A 17,399-nucleotide genomic window follows, 5' to 3' on the forward strand; every position below is an offset into this window, starting at 1 on the left:
GCCACCTCGGTTCGGGCGACTACGACCGGTGCAGATAGGACGAGCGGAAGTAGAGCTTGTCCATCGCCGTGTCGGTGGCCGTGATGAGGGTCTGGGTCTCGGCGCCGTTGAGGTCGCTGACCACCACGGCGTCCTCATCGTCGTCGGCGACGGCCGTGCAGTAGATGTGGGTGGCGTCCCACCAGCCCAGCACGGTGTCGCAGCCCGACTCGAACTCGTTGAGGATCGCGCCGGTCGCGGTGTCCCAGACGCAGAAGGTGACGTCCTTGTCCTCGCAGCGGGCCACGAACGAGCCGCCGCCGTCGGTGAACATGTCGCGCGGGTCGGACAGGGTGCCGCCGATCGGCGGGAGCGTCCGCTGTTCCTTCCCGAGCAGGTCGTAGATGTGGGGGGTCTGGTCGATGACCGTGGTCACCGAGTCGCCGGTGCCGGTCCAGGCGAACGCGGTGTCGCCCTTCAGGCCGGGGACGCTGACGACCTGGGCGGTCGCGGCGGCCGGGTCGACCACCACGAAGCCCTGGGTGACGGTGTTCTCGCCGGTCTTCTTCAGCGAGGTCAGCAGGATCTTGGTGCCGTCGGGCGACCAGTGGACGTAGTTGGTGGTGAGCGGCTTGGCCACGGTCTTCACGGTCACCGGCGTGCCGGTCGACACCTGGGTGATCTTCAGGGTGTCGGAGTCATCGTCGTCGTACTGCCACGGGATCCCGGCCAGCCGGTCGCCGGTCGGGCTGGGGGCGGCGTCGGCGTAGGAGTGGCGCGTGAAGGTGGTCTTGCCGGGTTCGCGGACGTAGGCGTCCCACTTCTCCAGCTTCACCCAGAAGATCGACAGGTAGGCCGGGTCGGTCGGCAGCTCCCGGGCCACGGCGGTGGTGTCGTCCATGTCGATGACCATGGGTTCGGGGCTGGGGCTGGGGCTGGGCGGCGCCGAGACGGGGGCCGGTGAGCTCCTCCTGGCGACGGGTGTCTCGTCGCCGGTGGTGGCGGCCCACACGCCGCCGAGCGCCACGATCACCGCCAGCGCGGTCGCGCCCGTCACGACGGCCAGCGTCGGGAACTTGCGCGGCGGAACGGGGAGCTGCCCGGGGACGGTCACCCGGGCCGTCGCCGGGTCGCTGACCAGCAGCCGGTCGATCACCTGGCGGGCGGTCGGGCGCTGCGCGGGGTTCTTGTTCAGGCAGTCGAGCAGGATGCCGCGCAGCGGCTGGGGGATGTCGCCGAGGTCGGGCGGCATCCGCAGCACCCGGTTGATCACGGCGGGCATGGTGTCGTTGCCGAACGGGGCCCGGCCCGTGGCGGCGTAGGCGATCGTGCCGGCCCAGGCGAACAGGTCGGCGGCGGGGCCGATCGGGCCGCCGACGAGCTGCTCGGGCGCCATGTAGGCGGGGGTGCCGATCATCGTCGAGGTCAGCGCGGTGTGGCTGCCCAGGGCCTTGCTGATGCCGAAGTCGATCACGCGCGGGCCGTCGGAGCCGAGGATCACGTTCGGCGGCTTGAAGTCGCGGTGCACGATCCCCGCCTGGTGGATCGCGGCCAGCGCGGTAGCGGTGCCGATCGCCAGCCGGTGGAGGGAACTGCCCGTGCGCGGGCCGCTGCGGGGGATCGCCTGGGCCAGGGACTCGCCCTCGATGAACTCGCTCACGATGTACGGCCGGGCGTCCGCCGCCCCCACGTCGATCACCTGGGCGGTGCAGAAGGGCGCCACCCGCTTGGCCGCGCTGACCTCGTGGAGGAACCGCCGCACCATGTCCTGGTCGGCGGCGAGTTCCGGTCGCAGCCACTTGATCGCCACCCGCTCGCCCGCCTGGCCGGTCGCGAGGTAGACGATGCCCTGGCCGCCTTCCCCGAGGACCGACTCGAGCCGGTATCCGCCGAGCGCGCGCGGGTCGGTCGGCCGTAAAGGAGTCGCCATGACTCGAATTGTGGCCCATCACCTGGGTGGGAGGGCGTTGCGAATTGACCGTACCGGCCGGTAGTCATGAGCTTCGCTCCGGAATAGTCTCGCCGGTATGGCTGGTGAAATCCGGGTTCCCGACCCCGCGCTGCTCGACCGTCTCCTGCGTCACGTCACGTCGGAGGGCAAGACCCAGACGGTGGTCACGCCGTTCACGGGGGCGCCGCTGGCCGAGGTGCCGATCTCGTCGGCCGACGACGTGCGCCGGGCCCACCAGCTGGCCAGGGAGGCGCAGGCGGCCTGGGCGGAGCTGCCGATCAAGGATCGGATCCGGCCGTTCGAGCGGCTGCACGACGCGATCTTCGACCGGCGCGCGGAGATCCTCGACATCGTCCAGTGGGAGACCGGCAAGGCCCGCCGCCACGCCTACGAGGAGGTCCTCGACGTCGCCGCGAGCGGCCTCCACTACGTGCGCAAGGCCCCCGGGCTGCTCGCCCCGCACGCCCGCCGCGGTCCTTTCCCGCTGGCCACCCGCACGGTCGAGATCCGCCATCCGCGTGGCGTCGTGGCCCTGATCAGCCCGTGGAACTATCCCCTGTCGCTGGGGGTGAGCGACGTCGTACCTGCGCTGATGGCCGGGAACGCGGTCGTCCACAAACCCGACACCCAGACCTCGCTCTCCACGCTGTGGACGATCGACCTGCTGGTCGAGCTGGGCATGCCGCCGGAGATCTGGCAGGTCGTGATCGGCGACCCGGCCGACATCGGCGAACCCCTGATCGACGGCGCCGACTACGTCGCCTTCACCGGTTCGACCCGGGCGGGCCGGGCGGTCGCCGAGGCCGCCGCCAAGCGGCTGATCGGCTGCTCGCTGGAGCTCGGCGGCAAGAACCCCATGATCGTCCTGGACGACGCCGACGTCGACCGGGCCGCCGCCGGTGCCATCAGGGCGTGTTTCACCAACGCCGGGCAGCTGTGCGTGTCGATCGAGCGCCTCTACGTCCACGACCGCATCTACGACCTGTTCGCCGAGCGGTTCTCCCGCGCGGTGACGAACATGAGCATCGCCCCCGGCCACGACTGGGCCACCCAGATGGGCTCCCTCACCTCCCAGCGCCAGCTCGACGCCGTCACCGCCCACGTCGACGACGCCGTCGCCAAGGGCGCCAAGGTCGTCACCGGCGGGAAGGCCCGCCCTGACCTGGGCCCGTTCTTCTACGAGCCGACCGTCCTGGAGAACGTCACCGACGACATGGCGCTGTGCCGCGACGAGACCTTCGGCCCGGTCGTGGCCCTCTACCGGGTCCGCGACGCCGCCGAGGCGCTGGAGCTGGCCAACGACACCGCCTACGGCCTCAACGCCTCGATCTGGACCGGCGACCCGGCCAAGGGCCGCGCGCTGGCCGCCCACATCAAGGCCGGGACGGTCAACATCAACGAGGGCTACGCCTCGGCCTACGGCTCGTTCGACGCCCCGATGGGCGGGATGAAGAACTCCGGCCTGGGCCGGCGGCACGGCTCCGAGGGGCTGCTGAAGTTCACCGAGAGCCAGACGATCTCGACCCAGGCGTCGTGGCTCGGCTTCGACCCGATCCTCGGCATGCCCTACGAGACCTATGCGGACACCCTGGTCACCCTGCTCAAGGCGATGAAGAGGTTCCGCCTCCGCTGACGGCGAGGGCCACCCCGGCGACCACGAACGCGCCCGCCACCAGCAGCGCGCTCACCCAGAACGGCGAGCTCCCCGCGGCGACCGCGATCCCCGCCGCGAGGGGTCCGGCCGTGGCGCCCACGTTCATCGCCGAGGTGGCGAAGGCGCCGCCGAGCGAGGGGGCGTCGTGGGCCTCGTACAGGATCCGGGTGATCAGCGTCGACCCGACGGCGAACGACAGCGTGCCCTGGACGAAGGCCAGCACCGGCGCGGCCGTGAGGGCGAACAGCACCCACCCGGCCAGCAGCGCGATCCCGCCCGGGACCAGCACCAGCATCGGCCGGGTGTCGGCCAGCCGCCCGCCGAGCGTGACACCGGCGAACGAGCCGACCCCGAACAGCGCGAGCAGCCCCGGCACCCAGACACCGTCCACCGCGACGGCCAGATAGGTGAACCCGCCGAACGTGGCCGCGTTGACCAGCGCCCCGAGCACCAGCGCCACCTGAACCCTGGGACGGCGCAGCGCCGACGTCTCCCGCCGGGAACCCGCCGCCGCGGGGGCGGGGAGCTCCCGGGACACGGCGGCCAGCGCGGGCAGCGACAGCAGCGCCACCGCCCAGAACGCCGACCGCCACCCGAACGCCTCCCCGAGCACGGCCCCGCCGGGCACCCCGGCGACGCACGCGAGCGTGACCCCGCCCAGCAGGATCGATGTGGCCCGGCCCTTGGCCTCCGGCGCGACCATCCGCACCGCGACGGCCAGCGCCACGGCGAGGAACCCCGCCGTGGCCAGCGCCGCCAGCGCCCGGGTCGCGAGCAGGACCGGGTAGGAGGTGGTGACCGCGCCGGCGACGTGCGCCACCAGGAAGGTCAGCAGGAACGCGAGGAGGGCCCGCCGGGGTGGCCACCGCAGGCTCAGCAGCGCCATGAGCGGCGCCCCGACGATCATCCCGGCCGCGAACGCGGCGGTCAGCCCGCCGGCGGCGGGAATGGATACGCCCAGGTCACGGGCGATGTCCGGGAGCAGCCCGGACAGCATGAACTCGGAGGTGCCCATGGCGAAGACCGCCACTCCGAGCACGTAAACGACGAATGGCACGAAGCTCTCCAGAAGGCATGACAAGACAGCGGCGCACTCAGGCGCCGCTCCGGTGAACGGGGGTTGGCCGCGCGAGCGGCTACCGTCTTGATGCCTCCGGGCTGGACATGACCCAGAACCTAGATCGGCTGTCCGGCGACGGTCCAGCCGTTTTCCGGCGGCGTTTGGCCACCCCGGTAGACTGGCGTCACCGCCGGTTCATCTTTCAGGGAGCCTTCCTGTGTCAGAGTTCGACACGGTCCTGGTCGTCGACTTCGGGGCGCAATACGCCCAGTTGATCGCCCGCCGGGTACGTGAATGCCAGGTCTACTCCGAGATCGTCCCCTCGACGATGCCCGTGGCGGAAATGCTGGCCAAGAAGCCCAAGGCGATCATCCTGTCCGGCGGGCCGTCCTCGGTCTACGCCGAAGGCGCCCCCGCCGCCCCCGAGGGGCTGTTCGAGACCGGGGTGCCGACGTTCGGCATCTGCTACGGCTTCCAGGTCATGGCGCAGGCCCTCGGTGGCACGGTCGCCAAGACCGGCATCGCCGAGTTCGGCCGCACCGACCTGACCGTCGTCGAGCCGGGCCGCCTCTTCGACACCCTGCCGGTCGCCCAGCAGGTGTGGATGTCCCACGGCGACTCCGTCGCCGAGGCGCCCGAGGGGTTCACGGTCACCGCCTCGACCACCGAGACCCCGGTCGCCGGGTTCGAGCACCCCGAGCGCGGCTTCTACGGGGTGCAGTTCCACCCCGAGGTCATGCACACCGACCACGGCCAGAGGGTGCTGAAGGCGTTCCTCGACGCCGCCGGGTGCCGCCCGAGCTGGACGATGCTCAACATCGTCGAAGACGCCGTCGAGGCCGTGAAGGCCAAGATCGGCGACGGCCGGGCCATCTGCGCGCTGTCGGGCGGGGTCGACTCCGCCGTGGCCGCCGCGATGGTGCAGCGCGCCATCGGCGACCGGCTGACCTGTGTGTTCGTCGACCACGGCCTGCTGCGCAAGGGCGAGGCCGAGCAGGTCGAGCGCGACTTCGTCGAGATCACCGGCGTGAAGCTGCGGGTGGTCGACGCCGCCGAGCGGTTCCTCAAGGCGCTGGCCGGGGTGACCGACCCCGAGGAGAAGCGCAAGATCATCGGCCGCGAGTTCATCCGCGTCTTCGAAGACGAGCAGCGCGCCATCCTGGCCGACGGCCCGGTCGACTTCCTGGTGCAGGGCACCCTCTACCCCGACGTCGTCGAGTCGGGCGGCGGCACCGGCACCGCCAACATCAAGAGCCACCACAACGTGGGCGGCCTGCCCGACGATCTCCAGTTCGACCTGGTCGAGCCGCTGCGCGCCCTGTTCAAAGACGAGGTGCGCCGGGCCGGTGAGCAGCTCGGCCTGCCCGCGTCCATGGTGTGGCGGCAGCCGTTCCCGGGTCCGGGCCTCGGCATCCGGATCATCGGCGAGGTCACCCAGGAGCGCCTCGACATCCTGCGCGACGCCGACGCCATCGCCCGCGAGGAGCTGACCCGCGCCGGGCTCGACCGCGACATTTGGCAGTGCCCGGTCGTGCTGCTGGCCGACGTGCGGTCGGTGGGCGTGCAGGGCGACGGCCGCACCTACGGCCACCCGGTGGTCCTGCGGCCGGTCAGTTCGGAGGACGCCATGACGGCCGACTGGTCGCGGGTGCCCTACGACGTGCTGGCCCGGATCTCCACCCGGATCACCAACGAGGTCCGCGAGATCAACCGCGTCACGCTCGACGTCACGAGCAAGCCGCCGGGCACCATCGAGTGGGAATAGTCTCTCTCGGGGTAAATTGGCCCCGGTGACCACGTCTCACCGCCTGGCCTGGCTTGACGCACTTCGCGGCATCGGCGCTCTCGCCGTGGTCGCCGAGCACCTGCTCCCGTGGGTCTATCCACCGTTGCGGCCCACGTTCATGAACGTGGGCATGTACGGCGTGGTCGTGTTCTTCCTGGTCAGCGGCTACATCATCCCCGCCTCTCTCGAGGGGCGGGGAGACGTGCGGGCCTTCTGGACCAGCCGGCTGTTCCGGCTCTACCCGCTCTACCTCACGGTGTGCGCGATCGCGCTGCTGGTCGGGCTGTGGGTGCCGGTGCGCGAGCAGGTGCCGCGCGACGCGTCCGGGGTGCTGGCGCACGTGTCGATGCTGCTCGACGTGGTCCACGTCGGCGGGCTGGCCGATCCGATGTGGACGCTGTCGTACGAGATGGTGTTCTACCTGATCGTCACGGCCCTGTTCGTGAAGGGCGTCCACCGGTTCAGCGGGTGGTACGCCATCGGGTTCGGCGCGCTGGCCGTGGTCGCCGGGATCGTCATCGGGGCGCCGTGGCTGTCGGGGTCGTGGCCCGCGATCGGGTCGGGCGTGGTGTTCGTGGCCGGGATGGTCGCGCTGTTCGTTCCCGGCCTGCAGAAAATCGCCGCCTACGTGCTCGGCGCGATGGCCCTCGTGCTGCTGGTCGGGTCGTCGTACGTGCCGTGGTTCGGGGCGGCCATCCTCGCGATGATGTTCGCCGGCACCGCGCTCTACCGCTGGGAGAGGGGCACCGGCCCGCTCTGGCCGGTGTTCGCCGCGTTCGCGCTGGTCGCCGCCGCGCCGGGATGGGCGATCGCGGCCGGGTGGTGGTGGGTGCAGCCGCCCGTGTGGATCACCACGCTGGTGCTGGCCGGGGCGACCTTCTGGGCCGGGCGGGCGCTGCGCCACCGCGCGTTCCCGAAGGTGTTCGTCTGGCTCGGGCTGATCAGTTATTCGGTCTACCTCGTGCACCACCCGATCCTGCGGATGGTGCCGGTGCTGTTCGGCCACATGCTGTCGAAGCCGGTGGCCGAACGCGCGCTGCTGGCTCTCGGTTACCTGGTCGTGCTCCTGCTGGTGAGCTGGGCGACCTACCGATGGGTCGAACTGCCCGCCCAGCGACTGGGCAGGCGGATCGTCAAGGCTCAGACCTCACCGGCGGGCTCGCCGCCGAACGGGTCTTCCTCGTCTTCGAGCAACTGGCCGTCGTCGTCGCTGCCCTCGGGCGCGGGTGGCGGCGCCGGGTAGGACATCCCCGGCGTGAGCTTCGTGCCCTCCAGGAGGGTCGAGGCGGTGACGAAGTAGTAGCCCTGCTTCTTCAGCGTGGCCAGCACCCTCGGCATCGAGTCGACCGTCTCCTTGACGGTCTCGTGCATCAGGATGACCGCGCCGCGCTTGGCGACCTCCAGCGTCTTGCTGGTCAGGTAGCCGACCTGGCGGTTGTCGGCGATCCAGTCACCGGTCGAGGTCGTGCCGGGGATCAGCACCATGTTCAGCTTGGCGGCGATCTCGCGGACCGTGTCGTCGGTCAGGCCGCCGGGGGCGCGCATCACCGACGGGTTCTTCCCGGTGACCTTCTTGATCAGCTTCTGGGTCTCGTTGACCTCGTCGTAGACCTCGGTGCGGGTCAGCTCGGTCAGCCAGGGGTGGGTCCACGTGTGGTTGCCGATCTGGTGACCGGCCTTCGCGACGGTCTTCAGCAGCGTCTGGTGCTTGTTCACCTCGCGGCCGATCACGAAGAACGTGGCCTTGGCGTTGTACTTCTTCAGCGTCGCCAGCAATTTGGTCGTGTACGGCCCCGGGCCGTCGTCGAAGGTCAGCGCGATGCACTTGTGGGTCGCGCAGAAGGGCTTCTTCGGTGCCTTCTTCGGCGCCGCCACGGCGGGCGCGGCGGGCAGGGTCATCACCATCGCGACTGCGGCGAGGGCGGGGATCAGGCGGCGCATCAGAGACTCCTGCGTCTCGCGGGGTTCAAGTTAAAAAAGCTTCACTCAACCCCGGAAGCGTAACGCCCGTTCTTGGGAGATTTCTGAGGTATGTCACCCGGTGATGCGGCGGATGACCGAACCGGGCAGCCGCATCAGCTGACCCAGGATCCCCGGCACCCACACGACCTGCGACTTCGCCCGCAGGCCGTCGAGGATCGCGCCCGCCACGGTCTCGGGACTGGTCGCGAAGGCGGGCGGGTTCACCCCTTTCGTCAGCTTCGTCCGGACGAAGCCGGGCCGGACCACCATCACGTGGACGCCGGATCCGCGCAGGGCTCCCGCCAGGCCGCGGGCGAAGGAGTCGAGGCCCGACTTCGCGGAGGCGTACAGGAAATCGGTGGGTGAAGGGCGCCCGGCCGACACCGACGAGAAGACCACCAGCGCGCCGTGGGTCTGCCGGCGCATGGCGTCGGCGCAGACGATCGCCGAGGTCATCGCCCCGACGTAGTTGACCATCGCCACGTCGGCGGCCTTCAGCGGGTCGAGGTCGGTGTCGCCCAGCAGGCCGCAGGCGATCAGCGCGACGTCGACGTCGCCGGTGGAGAACACGTCGCCGATCACCTTGGCGTGCTCCTCGACCCGGAAGGCGTCGAAGTCGGCCGTCTCGACCGTGGCGCCCGCCTCGGCCAGCCGGACCGCCGCGGCGTCGCGGGCCGGGGACGGCCGCCCGGCCAGGATCACGCGGTGCACCCGGCGGCGGACCAGCCGCATCGCGGTCGCCATCGCGATCTCGGAGGCGCCGCCGACGAGCAGCAGGCTCTGCGGTTCGCCGAACGCGTTCTTCACAGGGACAGCCTCCTGGCGAGGTCGGATTGGAAGACCAGGCGTGGATCGAGCTCCCGGCGCCGCTCCCGGAAGGCCGCCAGCCCCGGATACATCACCGGCAGCAGCTCGGGCCGCAGCCGCGAGTCCTTGGCCAGGTAGACCCGCCCGCCCGCCTCGGCCACCAGTTCGTCGAGCCGGTCGAGCAGCCAGGCCAGCCCCTTGGTGGTGGTCGGGAAGTCGAGCGCCAGCGACCACCCGGGCGTCGGGAACGACAGCCAGCCGCCGCTGCCGGGCCCGAACCGCTTGAGCACGGTCTGGAACGAGGCGGCGTGGCTGCGCCTGATGCGCTCGACGACCTTCATGAGCGTCTGCTCTGCGCCCAGCGGCACCACGAACTGGTATTGCACCAGCCCGCGCGGCCCGTAGAAGCGGTTCCAGTGGCCGACCCTGTCGAGCGGGTGGAAGAACGACGCCAGCGGCCTGACCTGCACCGATTCGCGCTTGGCGGTGAGGTAGACAGCCCGGTTGACCAGGCTCGTGGTGTGGCGGTTGAGCAGCCCGACCGGCAGGAATCCGGGGGAGGCCTCGAACGGCCGGGCCCGGAACGAGCGGGCCGCGCCCTGCCGCGCGTGGTCGGCGCCCTCGACGACGCCCCGGCCCTGCGGCGACAGGCAGTCGAGCCAGGCGGCGGTGTAGCGGTGGACGGCGTCGGCCTCGGCCAGCCGGGACATCACGGTCTCGAGGTCGCGGCACTTCCACGTGTTGACGATCATGCGGGAGGTCTCGATCGGCAGCAGCCTGATCGTGGCCTTGGTGATCACCCCGGTCAGGCCCATGCCGCCCACGGTCGCCCAGAAGTCGGGGTCGTCGTGGGTGAGCGTGCGGGTCACGCCGTCGGCGCCGAGCAGGTCGAGAGCGGTGACGTGGCAGCCGAACGAGCCGTCGGCGTGGTGGTTGCGGCCGTGGATGTCGGCGGCGACGGCGCCGCCCACGGTCACCTGCCGGGTCGCCGGGATGACCGGCGGGACCCACCCCTCGGGCACCAGCTCGCGCATCAGCCGGTGGAGGCTCACCCCCGCCTCGACCGTGACGTAGCCGTCGCGGACCGGGCCGATCGCGGCCAGCCCGGTCATGTCGAGCACCAGCCCGCCCGCGTTCTGCGCCGGGTCGCCGTAGCTGCGGCCGAGGCCGCGCGCGATCATCCCGCGCCCGCCCGAGGCCAGCACCAGCGAGGCCAGGTCTTCCTCCGCCTCGGGCCGCAGCAGCTCGGCGACGCTCGGGGAGGTACGGCCCCAGCCGGTGAGGATCGTCTTGTTCGCCATCGACTCTCTCCGTGATTGACCGATCGCGTCACGTTATCCCGGCTTTCGGGGGGAGGGCGAGCACGCACCCGCCACGGGCGGGTGACCTGCGCCTCAAGGATGGGTCAAGAGATCGGCCGTGACTCACCGTGACGGGCAGGGTTGCGGGGGTAACCGCCCTGTCAGCCACACCGTTCCGCCCGTTGGAGTCGCCCCGTATGGCCGCCACCCTCTCGGTGATCGTTCCCGTCAGGGACGGCGAACGCCACATCGCCGACGCCCTGACCTCCCTGCGCGCCAACGCGCGTGCCGACTTCGAGTTCATCGTCGTCGACGACGGCTCGGCCGACGCGACCCGGGAGATCGCCGAGGGGTTCCGCGGCGACCTGCCCGGGTTGACCGTCATCGGCAGGGACGCCTCCTCCGGCGTCTCGGCGGCCCGCAACCTGGGCCTGTCCGCCGCCACCGGCACCTACGTCACCTACCTCGACGGCGACGACTGGTACGCCCCCGGCTACCTCCCTCAGCTGGTCCACGCCATCGAGAGGCTGGGCTGCGACTTCGTCCGGGTCGACCACGTGCGGGTGACCGGCGTCAACCGTGAGGTGCGCCGGGCCCCCGAGCAGCGGCGCGGCGTCGTGTTCACCGCTCGTGAGGGCATCACGGGCATGGGGAAGCTCGGCATGGTCGACTATCCGGTGCCCTGGGCCGGGATCTACCGGCGTTCCCTCGCCGACCAGGGGCTGCTCACGTTCGACCCCACCCTGGCCACCGCGGAAGACCGGGCCTGGGTGTGGCGGCTGCACCTCCACGCCGCCACCTTCGCCGTCGCCTCGCTGACCGGCGTGTTCTACCGGCGCGGCCTCAAGGCCTCGCTCACCCAGGTCGGCGACGAACGGCAACTGCACTTCATCGACGCCTACCTCGGCGTCATCCACGACCTCGACGGGGACGACCCGGAGCTGGTCCGCAAGGCGACGCACAACCTGTGCGCGCTGATCGCCTACCACCACAAGCTGCGCGGGCGGTTGAAGCCCGAGGTCGCGGCCACCTTCGCCACCCGGGCCACCGCCGCCCTGCGGGAGGTCCCGCCGGACGCCCTCGCGGTGGTCCTGCCGACGCTGGGCCACGCCCGCGAGAAGCTGCTCAGGAGGTTTCTGCCTTGAAAACCCAGCTCTTCTACTGTTCGACGTTGTTCGGGGCGATGACGCTGGCCGCGGCCATCGACGCCGGTCTGTTCGGCCCGGCCGGGCGGCGCGTGCTGCTCGTGTCGAGCAACGTGGCCGTACCCGAGCTGATCTCCCCCCTCCACCGGACGCCCGCCTTCGACGCGATCGGCGACCGGTTCGACCACGTGCACTTCTGGAACGAGCTGATCGCCCCCTACCACCCCGTGCGCGTGCGGGTGCGCCCCGAGCAGGGGCCGCTGCTGCGGCGGCTGCTCACCCAGCGGCTGCTCGACGGGCACGCCCCCGACGAGCTGATCGTCGAGTCGATCGGCGCCTACCCGGCGCGCGGGCTGGCGGAGATCTTCTCCGGCTGCCCAATCACGGTCTACTCCGAGGGCCTGATGAGCTACGGCCCGACCCGCGACCCCATCCCCGGCGACCTGGGCGCCCGCGTCGAGCGGCTGCTCTACCTCGACCTGATCGAGGGGATGCGCCCGCTGCTGCTGTCGGAGCACAAGGTCCCGGCGGTCGCGGTGCCCGACGTGGCCTTCCGCGACATCGTCGGCAAGGTCGGCGCGGTCACCCCCGTCGGCGGGCGCGGCGGGGCGCTGCTGCTCAGCCAGTACATGTCCGACGCCGGGCTCATCACGTGGGAAGAGGAGGAGGCGATCCACGCGGCGATGCTGCAGGGCGTCGTCGCCCGGGGCTTCACCACGGTCCGGTTCAAACCCCACCCGTCGGCGGGCCGCCGCCAGGTGCGCGGCATGACGGCGCTGGCCGAGTCGCTCGGCGTGCAGCTCACCGTCGTGCCCGAGGCGGTGCCGGCCGAGACGTGTTTCGCCACCTACCGGCCCGACCTGGTCGTCGGCACGTTCTCCACCGGCCTGATCACCGCCCGGCACTACTTCGGCATCCCCGTCGCCACGGTCGGCTGCCCGCGCGTGCTGGAGCGGCTGCGGCCCTACGAGAACAGCAACCGGGTCGCCCTCACGATCGTCGACGCCTCGGTGCCCGAGCTGACCAAGGTCGGCGCGCTGGTCCCGGCGCCGGTCTCGCCCGACCTGCTGCCCCGCCTGGTCGAGGGGGTCGTCTACTGCGCGCAGCGCAAGCGGATGCCGCACCTGCGGGCCAGCGCCGAGGCGGCGGTGCGGGAACTGCCGAAGGAACTGCGCTGGCGCTACTTCCCGCGCCAGCGGCTGATCCGGTACGGCCTGGTCAAGAAGCCGGTCAGGGTGCCGCTGTGGCGGCGGGCGCTGCGCTTCGCGCGACGGCTGGTGAACGTATGAGCCGCCCGAAGCTGTCGGTCGTGGTGCCCTTCCACGACGTCGCCGAGTTCCTGCCCCGCTGCCTGGCCTCGCTGGCCAAGCAGCGGCTCAAGAGCGTCGAGTACGTCCTGGTCGACGACGGCTCGACCGACGGCAGCGCGGTCATCGCCAAGGAGATGACCGCCGCCGATCCCCGGTTCGTGCTCATCGAGCAGGAGAACCAGGGCCTCGGGCCCGCCCGCAACACGGGGGCGCGGGCGGCCCGGGGCACCTACCTGGCCTTCGCCGACAGCGACGACACGGTGCCCAGGCTCGCCTACTCGACGCTGGTGGCCAGCCTGGAGGCCAGCGGCTCCGACCTGGCCTGCGGGAACGTCAAACGCCTGATCAGCGGCAAGCTGCGGCCCTCGGCCGGGCACGCCGAGGCGTTCGCCACCACGATCACCGGCACCCACATCCGCCGCCACCACGCGCTCATCACCGACCGGACCGTCTGGAACAAGGTCTTCCGGCGCGAGTTCTGGGACCGCCACGCCTTCGCGTTCCCGGCCCGCCACTACGAGGACTCGCCGGTCACCATCCCGGCCCACGTCCTGGCGGGCTCGACCGACGTGCTCGAGGACGTCGTCTACCACTGGCGCATCCGCTCGGGCTCGATCACCCAGCGGCGCACCGAACCGGCCAACGTGCTCGACCGGCTGGCCTCGATGCGGGCGGTGTCGGAGTTCCTGAAGGAGCGCGCGCCGAGGCTGTGGGCCAAGCACGACCTCCAGGTCACCGAGTTCGACCTGGCGTTCCTGCTGGAGTCGCTGGAGACGGCCGAGGGGCAGGAGCAGGAGGACCTGCTCGACTCGCTGGCCGAGACCCTCGGCGTGCTCCACCCGAAGGCGATCGCCCGGCAGCCGTCGATCCGGCGGCTCGAACTCCACCTGGCCGCCAACCGGATGGTGCCCGAACTGCGCGAGGTCCGGATGTTCCGCCGCGCCTCGCTCAGCGACGCGGGCGCGGTCCGCCACGGCTGGTTCAAACGCCGCTGGTTCATGGACTATCCGGGCCTGCGCGACCCCGCGAAGGGCATCCCCGATTCGGTGTACGACCCTGCGGTCGACTTCACCCTGAAGGCGGTCGTCGACGGCGTCCAGATGGACGGATCGCGGATGACCGCCCGCGGCTACGCCTACATCACCCACCTGGAGAGCTCGCACGGCGCCATCGACGTGTGGCTCCAGCGCGACGGGGTGCGGCTCCCCCTGGCGGTGAAGCGGACCAAACGGATGGACGCCACCGCCGACTCGGGCCAGTCGGCCACCTGCCACGACGACGCCGGGTTCGAGGCCTCGATCGACCTGGCCGACGTCGCCCCCGGCCGCTGGAACCTGCACTGCTCGGTGACCCACGGGAAGGTCGTCAGGAAGGGCGTGCCGCAGGCCCATCCCGACACCGGATATCGGCGCTATCCCGCCGGGGGAGCCCACCAGCCGAGCCTGACCGAAGACGGCCTGGTGCTGCGGCGGCCGGTGAAGGACCGGGGCCACGCCTGGGTCGAGTGGGCCGGCGACCGGCTCGCGGTGAAGACCAGGAAGGTCCAGCCGCTGGTGTTCCAGGGCACCACCCACCAGCCGGGCGACGACGGCAGGGTTCTCATCACCCCGCCCGCCCGCGTGGGCGTCTGGCGCCTGCGGAAGGTCGACGGCACACCCCTTCGCCTGCGCGTGGGGGTGTCGCCGTCTCCGCGCCGGATCGGGGTGCACCGGGTGTCGTTCCGTACCGAACTGGAAGGGGAGGTCCTCGTGGTGGTGCAGCCCGCGCTGGAGGACGACGAGCGGGGCCGGTTCGCCGAACGGCGCCTGCGGGGGACGGTCAGGCACTTCAAGAAGGGCGGTCTGCGGGAGACGGTCGTCTTCGACGCCTATGGGGGCCGGCTGGCCTCCTGCAACCCGCGCGCGATCTTCGACGAGATGCGGACGCGGAACCTGCCGCTGGAGTACGTCTGGGTCACCCGCGACGGCTCGTTCGACACGCCGGAGGACTCCCGGGTCGTCCTGCACGGTTCCAAGGAGCACGAACACGCGCTGGCGACGGCGCGCTACCTGGTCGGCAACCGCACCCAGCCCCACTGGTACACCAAGCCGCCCGGCCAGACCTACCTCCAGACCTGGCACGGCACGCCGCTCAAGAAACTCGGCCACGACCTGCGCGACCTGCCGTTCCGGCGGACCGAGCTGCTCGACTGGATGGCCCGCGACGTGCCGCAGTGGGACCTGCTGATCTCCCCGAACCCGTTCTCGACGCCCATCATGCGGCGCGCGTTCGGCTACCGGGGAGTGGTGCTGTCGACCGGCTACCCCCGCAACGACCTGCTCTTCAGGGACCGCGCCTTCGCCGTCAGGAAGAGGCTCGGCATCCCGCCGGGCAAGAAGGTCGTCCTGTACGCACCCACGTGGCGAGACGACCTCCACCGCGGCAAGAGGCGCCGCCTGTCGATGGAGCTCGACCTGGCCCGCATGCAGTTCGCGCTGAAGGACCACGTGGTGCTGGTGCGGGCCCACCACCTGATCACCGACCGGCCCAAGGTCCCGGCCCCGGCGATCGACGTGACGAACTACCCCGAGGTCGCCGACCTCTACCAGGCGGCCGACGTGCTCGTCACCGACTACTCGTCGGCCATGTTCGACTTCGCGTGCACCGGCAAGCCGATGGTCTTCTACACCTACGACCTGGAGCGCTACCGCGACACGCTGCGCGGCTTCTACTTCGACTTCACCGAGGAGGCGCCGGGACCGCTGACGCGGACCACCGACGAGACCATCGAGGCGATCAGGGAGGCGTCGGTGCCGCCCGCCTACACGCTGTTCCAGCGGAGGTTCTGCCCGTGGGACGACGGGAGGGCGTCGTCCCGCGTGGTCGACATCCTGCTCAGTGGTTCATCTCGAACGGTGTAGGGATCGGGTAGTAGGCGTCGAGGAAGCGGGCCAGGGCGTTGTCCTGGTCCGCTGTCGTCGTCGCCGTGTCGTTGAGGCAGAACGCGTCGTGCTCGCGGTTGGCCAGCATCCGCCGCAGCTTCGCCGGGGTCTTCGGCAGCGCCAGGTCGACGTAGGTGTAGTCGATCTGGCCCGGCACCGCCCGGCCGCTCAGATAGCCGTAGTAGTGGGCCAGCGACGACGCCGTCGAGATGTCGCTGGAGCGGCGGAACCGGCTCCCCGAGACCTCCTTGAACGCCGTCGGGAACCGTTCCTCCAGCTCGAACAGCAAGGAGCGGCGCAGCGCGTAGGGCACGTGCTTCATCTTCTGCGTCAGCGTGCGCCCGGACAGCTCCTCCAGCATGCGGCGGTTGTTCATGCCGGCCTGGTGGACGGGGTTGTCCTCGTTGAGCGTGAACGGCACCTGCGCGATCGACGGGAAGAACCGGGTGATGCCGTTGCCCTCGAAGAACGTCTCGGGGTAGAGCACCTTGCCCAGGAAGAAGTCGTCGTTCAGGTAGAGGAAGTGCTCCGAGAGCCCCTCGATGTGGTGCAGCCGCGACTCGATCGCGTGGCTGTTGAACACCGGCAGCACCGAATGGTCGGCGAAGATCTCCCGATGGTCGACGATCCTGATGCGATCGCCCTCCACCAGCCACGACGGCCGCTGCTGGTCGGTGACCACATAGATGTTCCTGATCCAGGGCGCGTACGTCATCAGCGAGCGCAGCGAGTAGCGCAGTTCGTCGCGGCTGACGAACCGCGCGTCGCTGGTCGCCAGGTCGCTCAGCCCGCCGGTCAGCGCGAGCTCCTTGCGGGCCCGCCAGGCCGGGTCGTTGCCGTCGACCCAGGTGTAGACCGCGTCGATCGGGAAGTCGACGTCGTCGACCAGGCGGCGGGCGAACTCCGGGCGCGTCGGATAGACCCGAGCGCTGTCGGAGACGAGCCGGTTGAACATCGACTCGGGCGCCTCGACGCAGTCGTCCTCGACCGGCACCGCCTCGCACACCCGGTTGGGCCGGGGCGCCACCAGCAGCTCGCCCTCACGCGACCAGAACTCCACGTCGACGCCCGACTCCGGGCCGAGCGTGAGGGTCCGGGACGGGCTCGCGTAGTAGAGCCACAGCCGGATCGCCTTGGCGTCGCCCATGTCGTTGCGGCGCAGCTGGCGGACCTTGCCCAGCTCGTTGACCTTGTGCCGGCCACCCGGCAGCCGCGCGGCGTAGAGGCCGTGGCGGGACAGCGACGTGATGGCCCTCTGCCGGTACGACGAGCGCACCGCGATGACCGGTGGACGGCCGCGCATGGGCCGTACACAGAAGAACGGAATGGCCGATCCGGTCAGGGACCGGCAGATCAGGTCGAAAGTCTCCCGTGACGCCTGTGCGGGACTGGCGTCCTGCCTGATCAACGCCACCTTGGGCGGCATCGGCTCGCGCGCGGTCAGGCGGCTGTGAAGCTGTCGGTACAACGTGGACACCGGCATGGCTCTCCCCCCGAAGAATGCGGCGACCCTACCGGACGTC

12 protein-coding genes are annotated in these 17,399 nt (G+C 70.9%); 6 read left to right on the plus strand and 6 right to left on the minus strand.

Going from position 1 to position 17,399, the window contains the following annotated elements:
* Nucleotides 1–19: 19 nt before the first annotated feature.
* The gene (locus ACYQ78_RS31305; RefSeq protein WP_459804541.1) at nucleotides 20–1,909 is read right to left on the minus strand and encodes a protein kinase domain-containing protein; all 1,890 of its coding nucleotides are present in this window, start codon (nucleotides 1,907–1,909) and stop codon (nucleotides 20–22) included.
* A gap of 97 nt (nucleotides 1,910–2,006) precedes the next feature.
* On the opposite strand from ACYQ78_RS31305, the gene ACYQ78_RS31310 reads away from it, so the two are divergent.
* Complete coding sequence (locus ACYQ78_RS31310; RefSeq protein WP_459804542.1) at nucleotides 2,007–3,563, plus strand: succinic semialdehyde dehydrogenase; 1,557 nt, start codon at nucleotides 2,007–2,009, stop codon at nucleotides 3,561–3,563.
* Here the strand turns inward: ACYQ78_RS31310 and ACYQ78_RS31315 are convergent.
* Nucleotides 3,532–4,641 carry a Cmx/CmrA family chloramphenicol efflux MFS transporter gene (locus tag ACYQ78_RS31315; protein WP_459804543.1) on the minus strand — a complete coding sequence of 370 codons (1,110 nt, stop codon included), beginning with the start codon at nucleotides 4,639–4,641 and terminating at the stop codon, nucleotides 3,532–3,534. The two genes, ACYQ78_RS31310 and ACYQ78_RS31315, sit on opposite strands and share 32 nt — an antisense overlap.
* Before the next feature lie 181 nt (nucleotides 4,642–4,822).
* On the opposite strand from ACYQ78_RS31315, the gene guaA reads away from it, so the two are divergent.
* Together guaA and ACYQ78_RS31325 are read left to right on the plus strand one after the other, a co-directional pair.
* Complete coding sequence (guaA, locus tag ACYQ78_RS31320) at nucleotides 4,823–6,409, plus strand: glutamine-hydrolyzing GMP synthase (RefSeq protein WP_459804573.1); 1,587 nt, start codon at nucleotides 4,823–4,825, stop codon at nucleotides 6,407–6,409.
* A gap of 25 nt (nucleotides 6,410–6,434) precedes the next feature.
* A complete protein-coding gene (locus tag ACYQ78_RS31325; RefSeq protein ID WP_459804544.1) occupies nucleotides 6,435–7,673 on the plus strand; it encodes an acyltransferase family protein in 1,239 nt (412 codons plus the stop codon).
* Here ACYQ78_RS31325 and ACYQ78_RS31330 read toward each other — a convergent pair.
* The 3 genes from ACYQ78_RS31330 to ACYQ78_RS31340 all read right to left on the minus strand — a co-directional run bounded on the left by ACYQ78_RS31330 (nucleotide 7,571) and on the right by ACYQ78_RS31340 (nucleotide 10,500).
* A complete protein-coding gene (locus ACYQ78_RS31330; RefSeq protein WP_459804545.1) occupies nucleotides 7,571–8,371 on the minus strand; it encodes a polysaccharide deacetylase family protein in 801 nt (266 codons plus the stop codon). The two genes, ACYQ78_RS31325 and ACYQ78_RS31330, sit on opposite strands and share 103 nt — an antisense overlap.
* A gap of 93 nt (nucleotides 8,372–8,464) precedes the next feature.
* The gene (locus ACYQ78_RS31335) at nucleotides 8,465–9,199 is read right to left on the minus strand and encodes an SDR family NAD(P)-dependent oxidoreductase (protein WP_459804546.1); all 735 of its coding nucleotides are present in this window, start codon (nucleotides 9,197–9,199) and stop codon (nucleotides 8,465–8,467) included.
* Complete coding sequence (locus ACYQ78_RS31340; protein ID WP_459804547.1) at nucleotides 9,196–10,500, minus strand: FAD-binding oxidoreductase; 1,305 nt, start codon at nucleotides 10,498–10,500, stop codon at nucleotides 9,196–9,198. The genes ACYQ78_RS31335 and ACYQ78_RS31340 overlap by 4 nt, the downstream gene beginning before the upstream one ends.
* 197 nt (nucleotides 10,501–10,697) lie before the next feature.
* Here ACYQ78_RS31340 and ACYQ78_RS31345 point away from each other — a divergent pair, with 197 nt between their 5' ends.
* From ACYQ78_RS31345 to ACYQ78_RS31355, 3 genes are read left to right on the plus strand one after another with little or no spacing between them, the layout of a single operon-like run.
* Complete coding sequence (locus ACYQ78_RS31345) at nucleotides 10,698–11,645, plus strand: glycosyltransferase family 2 protein (protein ID WP_459804548.1); 948 nt, start codon at nucleotides 10,698–10,700, stop codon at nucleotides 11,643–11,645.
* Entirely contained in the window at nucleotides 11,642–12,934 is a 1,293-nt protein-coding gene (locus ACYQ78_RS31350; protein ID WP_459804549.1) for a polysialyltransferase family glycosyltransferase, read from the plus strand. The genes ACYQ78_RS31345 and ACYQ78_RS31350 overlap by 4 nt, the downstream gene beginning before the upstream one ends.
* Nucleotides 12,931–15,855 carry a CDP-glycerol glycerophosphotransferase family protein gene (locus ACYQ78_RS31355; RefSeq protein ID WP_459804550.1) on the plus strand — a complete coding sequence of 975 codons (2,925 nt, stop codon included), beginning with the start codon at nucleotides 12,931–12,933 and terminating at the stop codon, nucleotides 15,853–15,855. Before ACYQ78_RS31350 ends, ACYQ78_RS31355 begins: the two co-directional genes overlap by 4 nt.
* Here ACYQ78_RS31355 and ACYQ78_RS31360 read toward each other — a convergent pair.
* The gene (locus ACYQ78_RS31360; RefSeq protein ID WP_459804551.1) at nucleotides 15,830–17,344 is read right to left on the minus strand and encodes a stealth family protein; all 1,515 of its coding nucleotides are present in this window, start codon (nucleotides 17,342–17,344) and stop codon (nucleotides 15,830–15,832) included. The two genes, ACYQ78_RS31355 and ACYQ78_RS31360, sit on opposite strands and share 26 nt — an antisense overlap.
* Between the last annotated feature and the right edge of the window lie 55 nt (nucleotides 17,345–17,399).

This window comes from Herbidospora sp. RD11066, assembly GCF_054661255.1.

Bases quoted from the DNA above. Each gene is read 5' to 3' on its own strand.
- ACYQ78_RS31305 (WP_459804541.1), bottom strand. From the start codon at position 1,909: ATGGCGACTCCTTTACGGCCGACCGACCCGCGCGCGCTCGGCGGATAC.
- ACYQ78_RS31310 (WP_459804542.1), top strand. From the start codon at position 2,007: ATGGCTGGTGAAATCCGGGTTCCCGACCCCGCGCTGCTCGACCGTCTC.
- ACYQ78_RS31330 (WP_459804545.1), bottom strand. From the start codon at position 8,371: ATGCGCCGCCTGATCCCCGCCCTCGCCGCAGTCGCGATGGTGATGACC.
- ACYQ78_RS31340 (WP_459804547.1), bottom strand. From the start codon at position 10,500: ATGGCGAACAAGACGATCCTCACCGGCTGGGGCCGTACCTCCCCGAGC.
- ACYQ78_RS31345 (WP_459804548.1), top strand. From the start codon at position 10,698: ATGGCCGCCACCCTCTCGGTGATCGTTCCCGTCAGGGACGGCGAACGC.
- ACYQ78_RS31355 (WP_459804550.1), top strand. From the start codon at position 12,931: ATGAGCCGCCCGAAGCTGTCGGTCGTGGTGCCCTTCCACGACGTCGCC.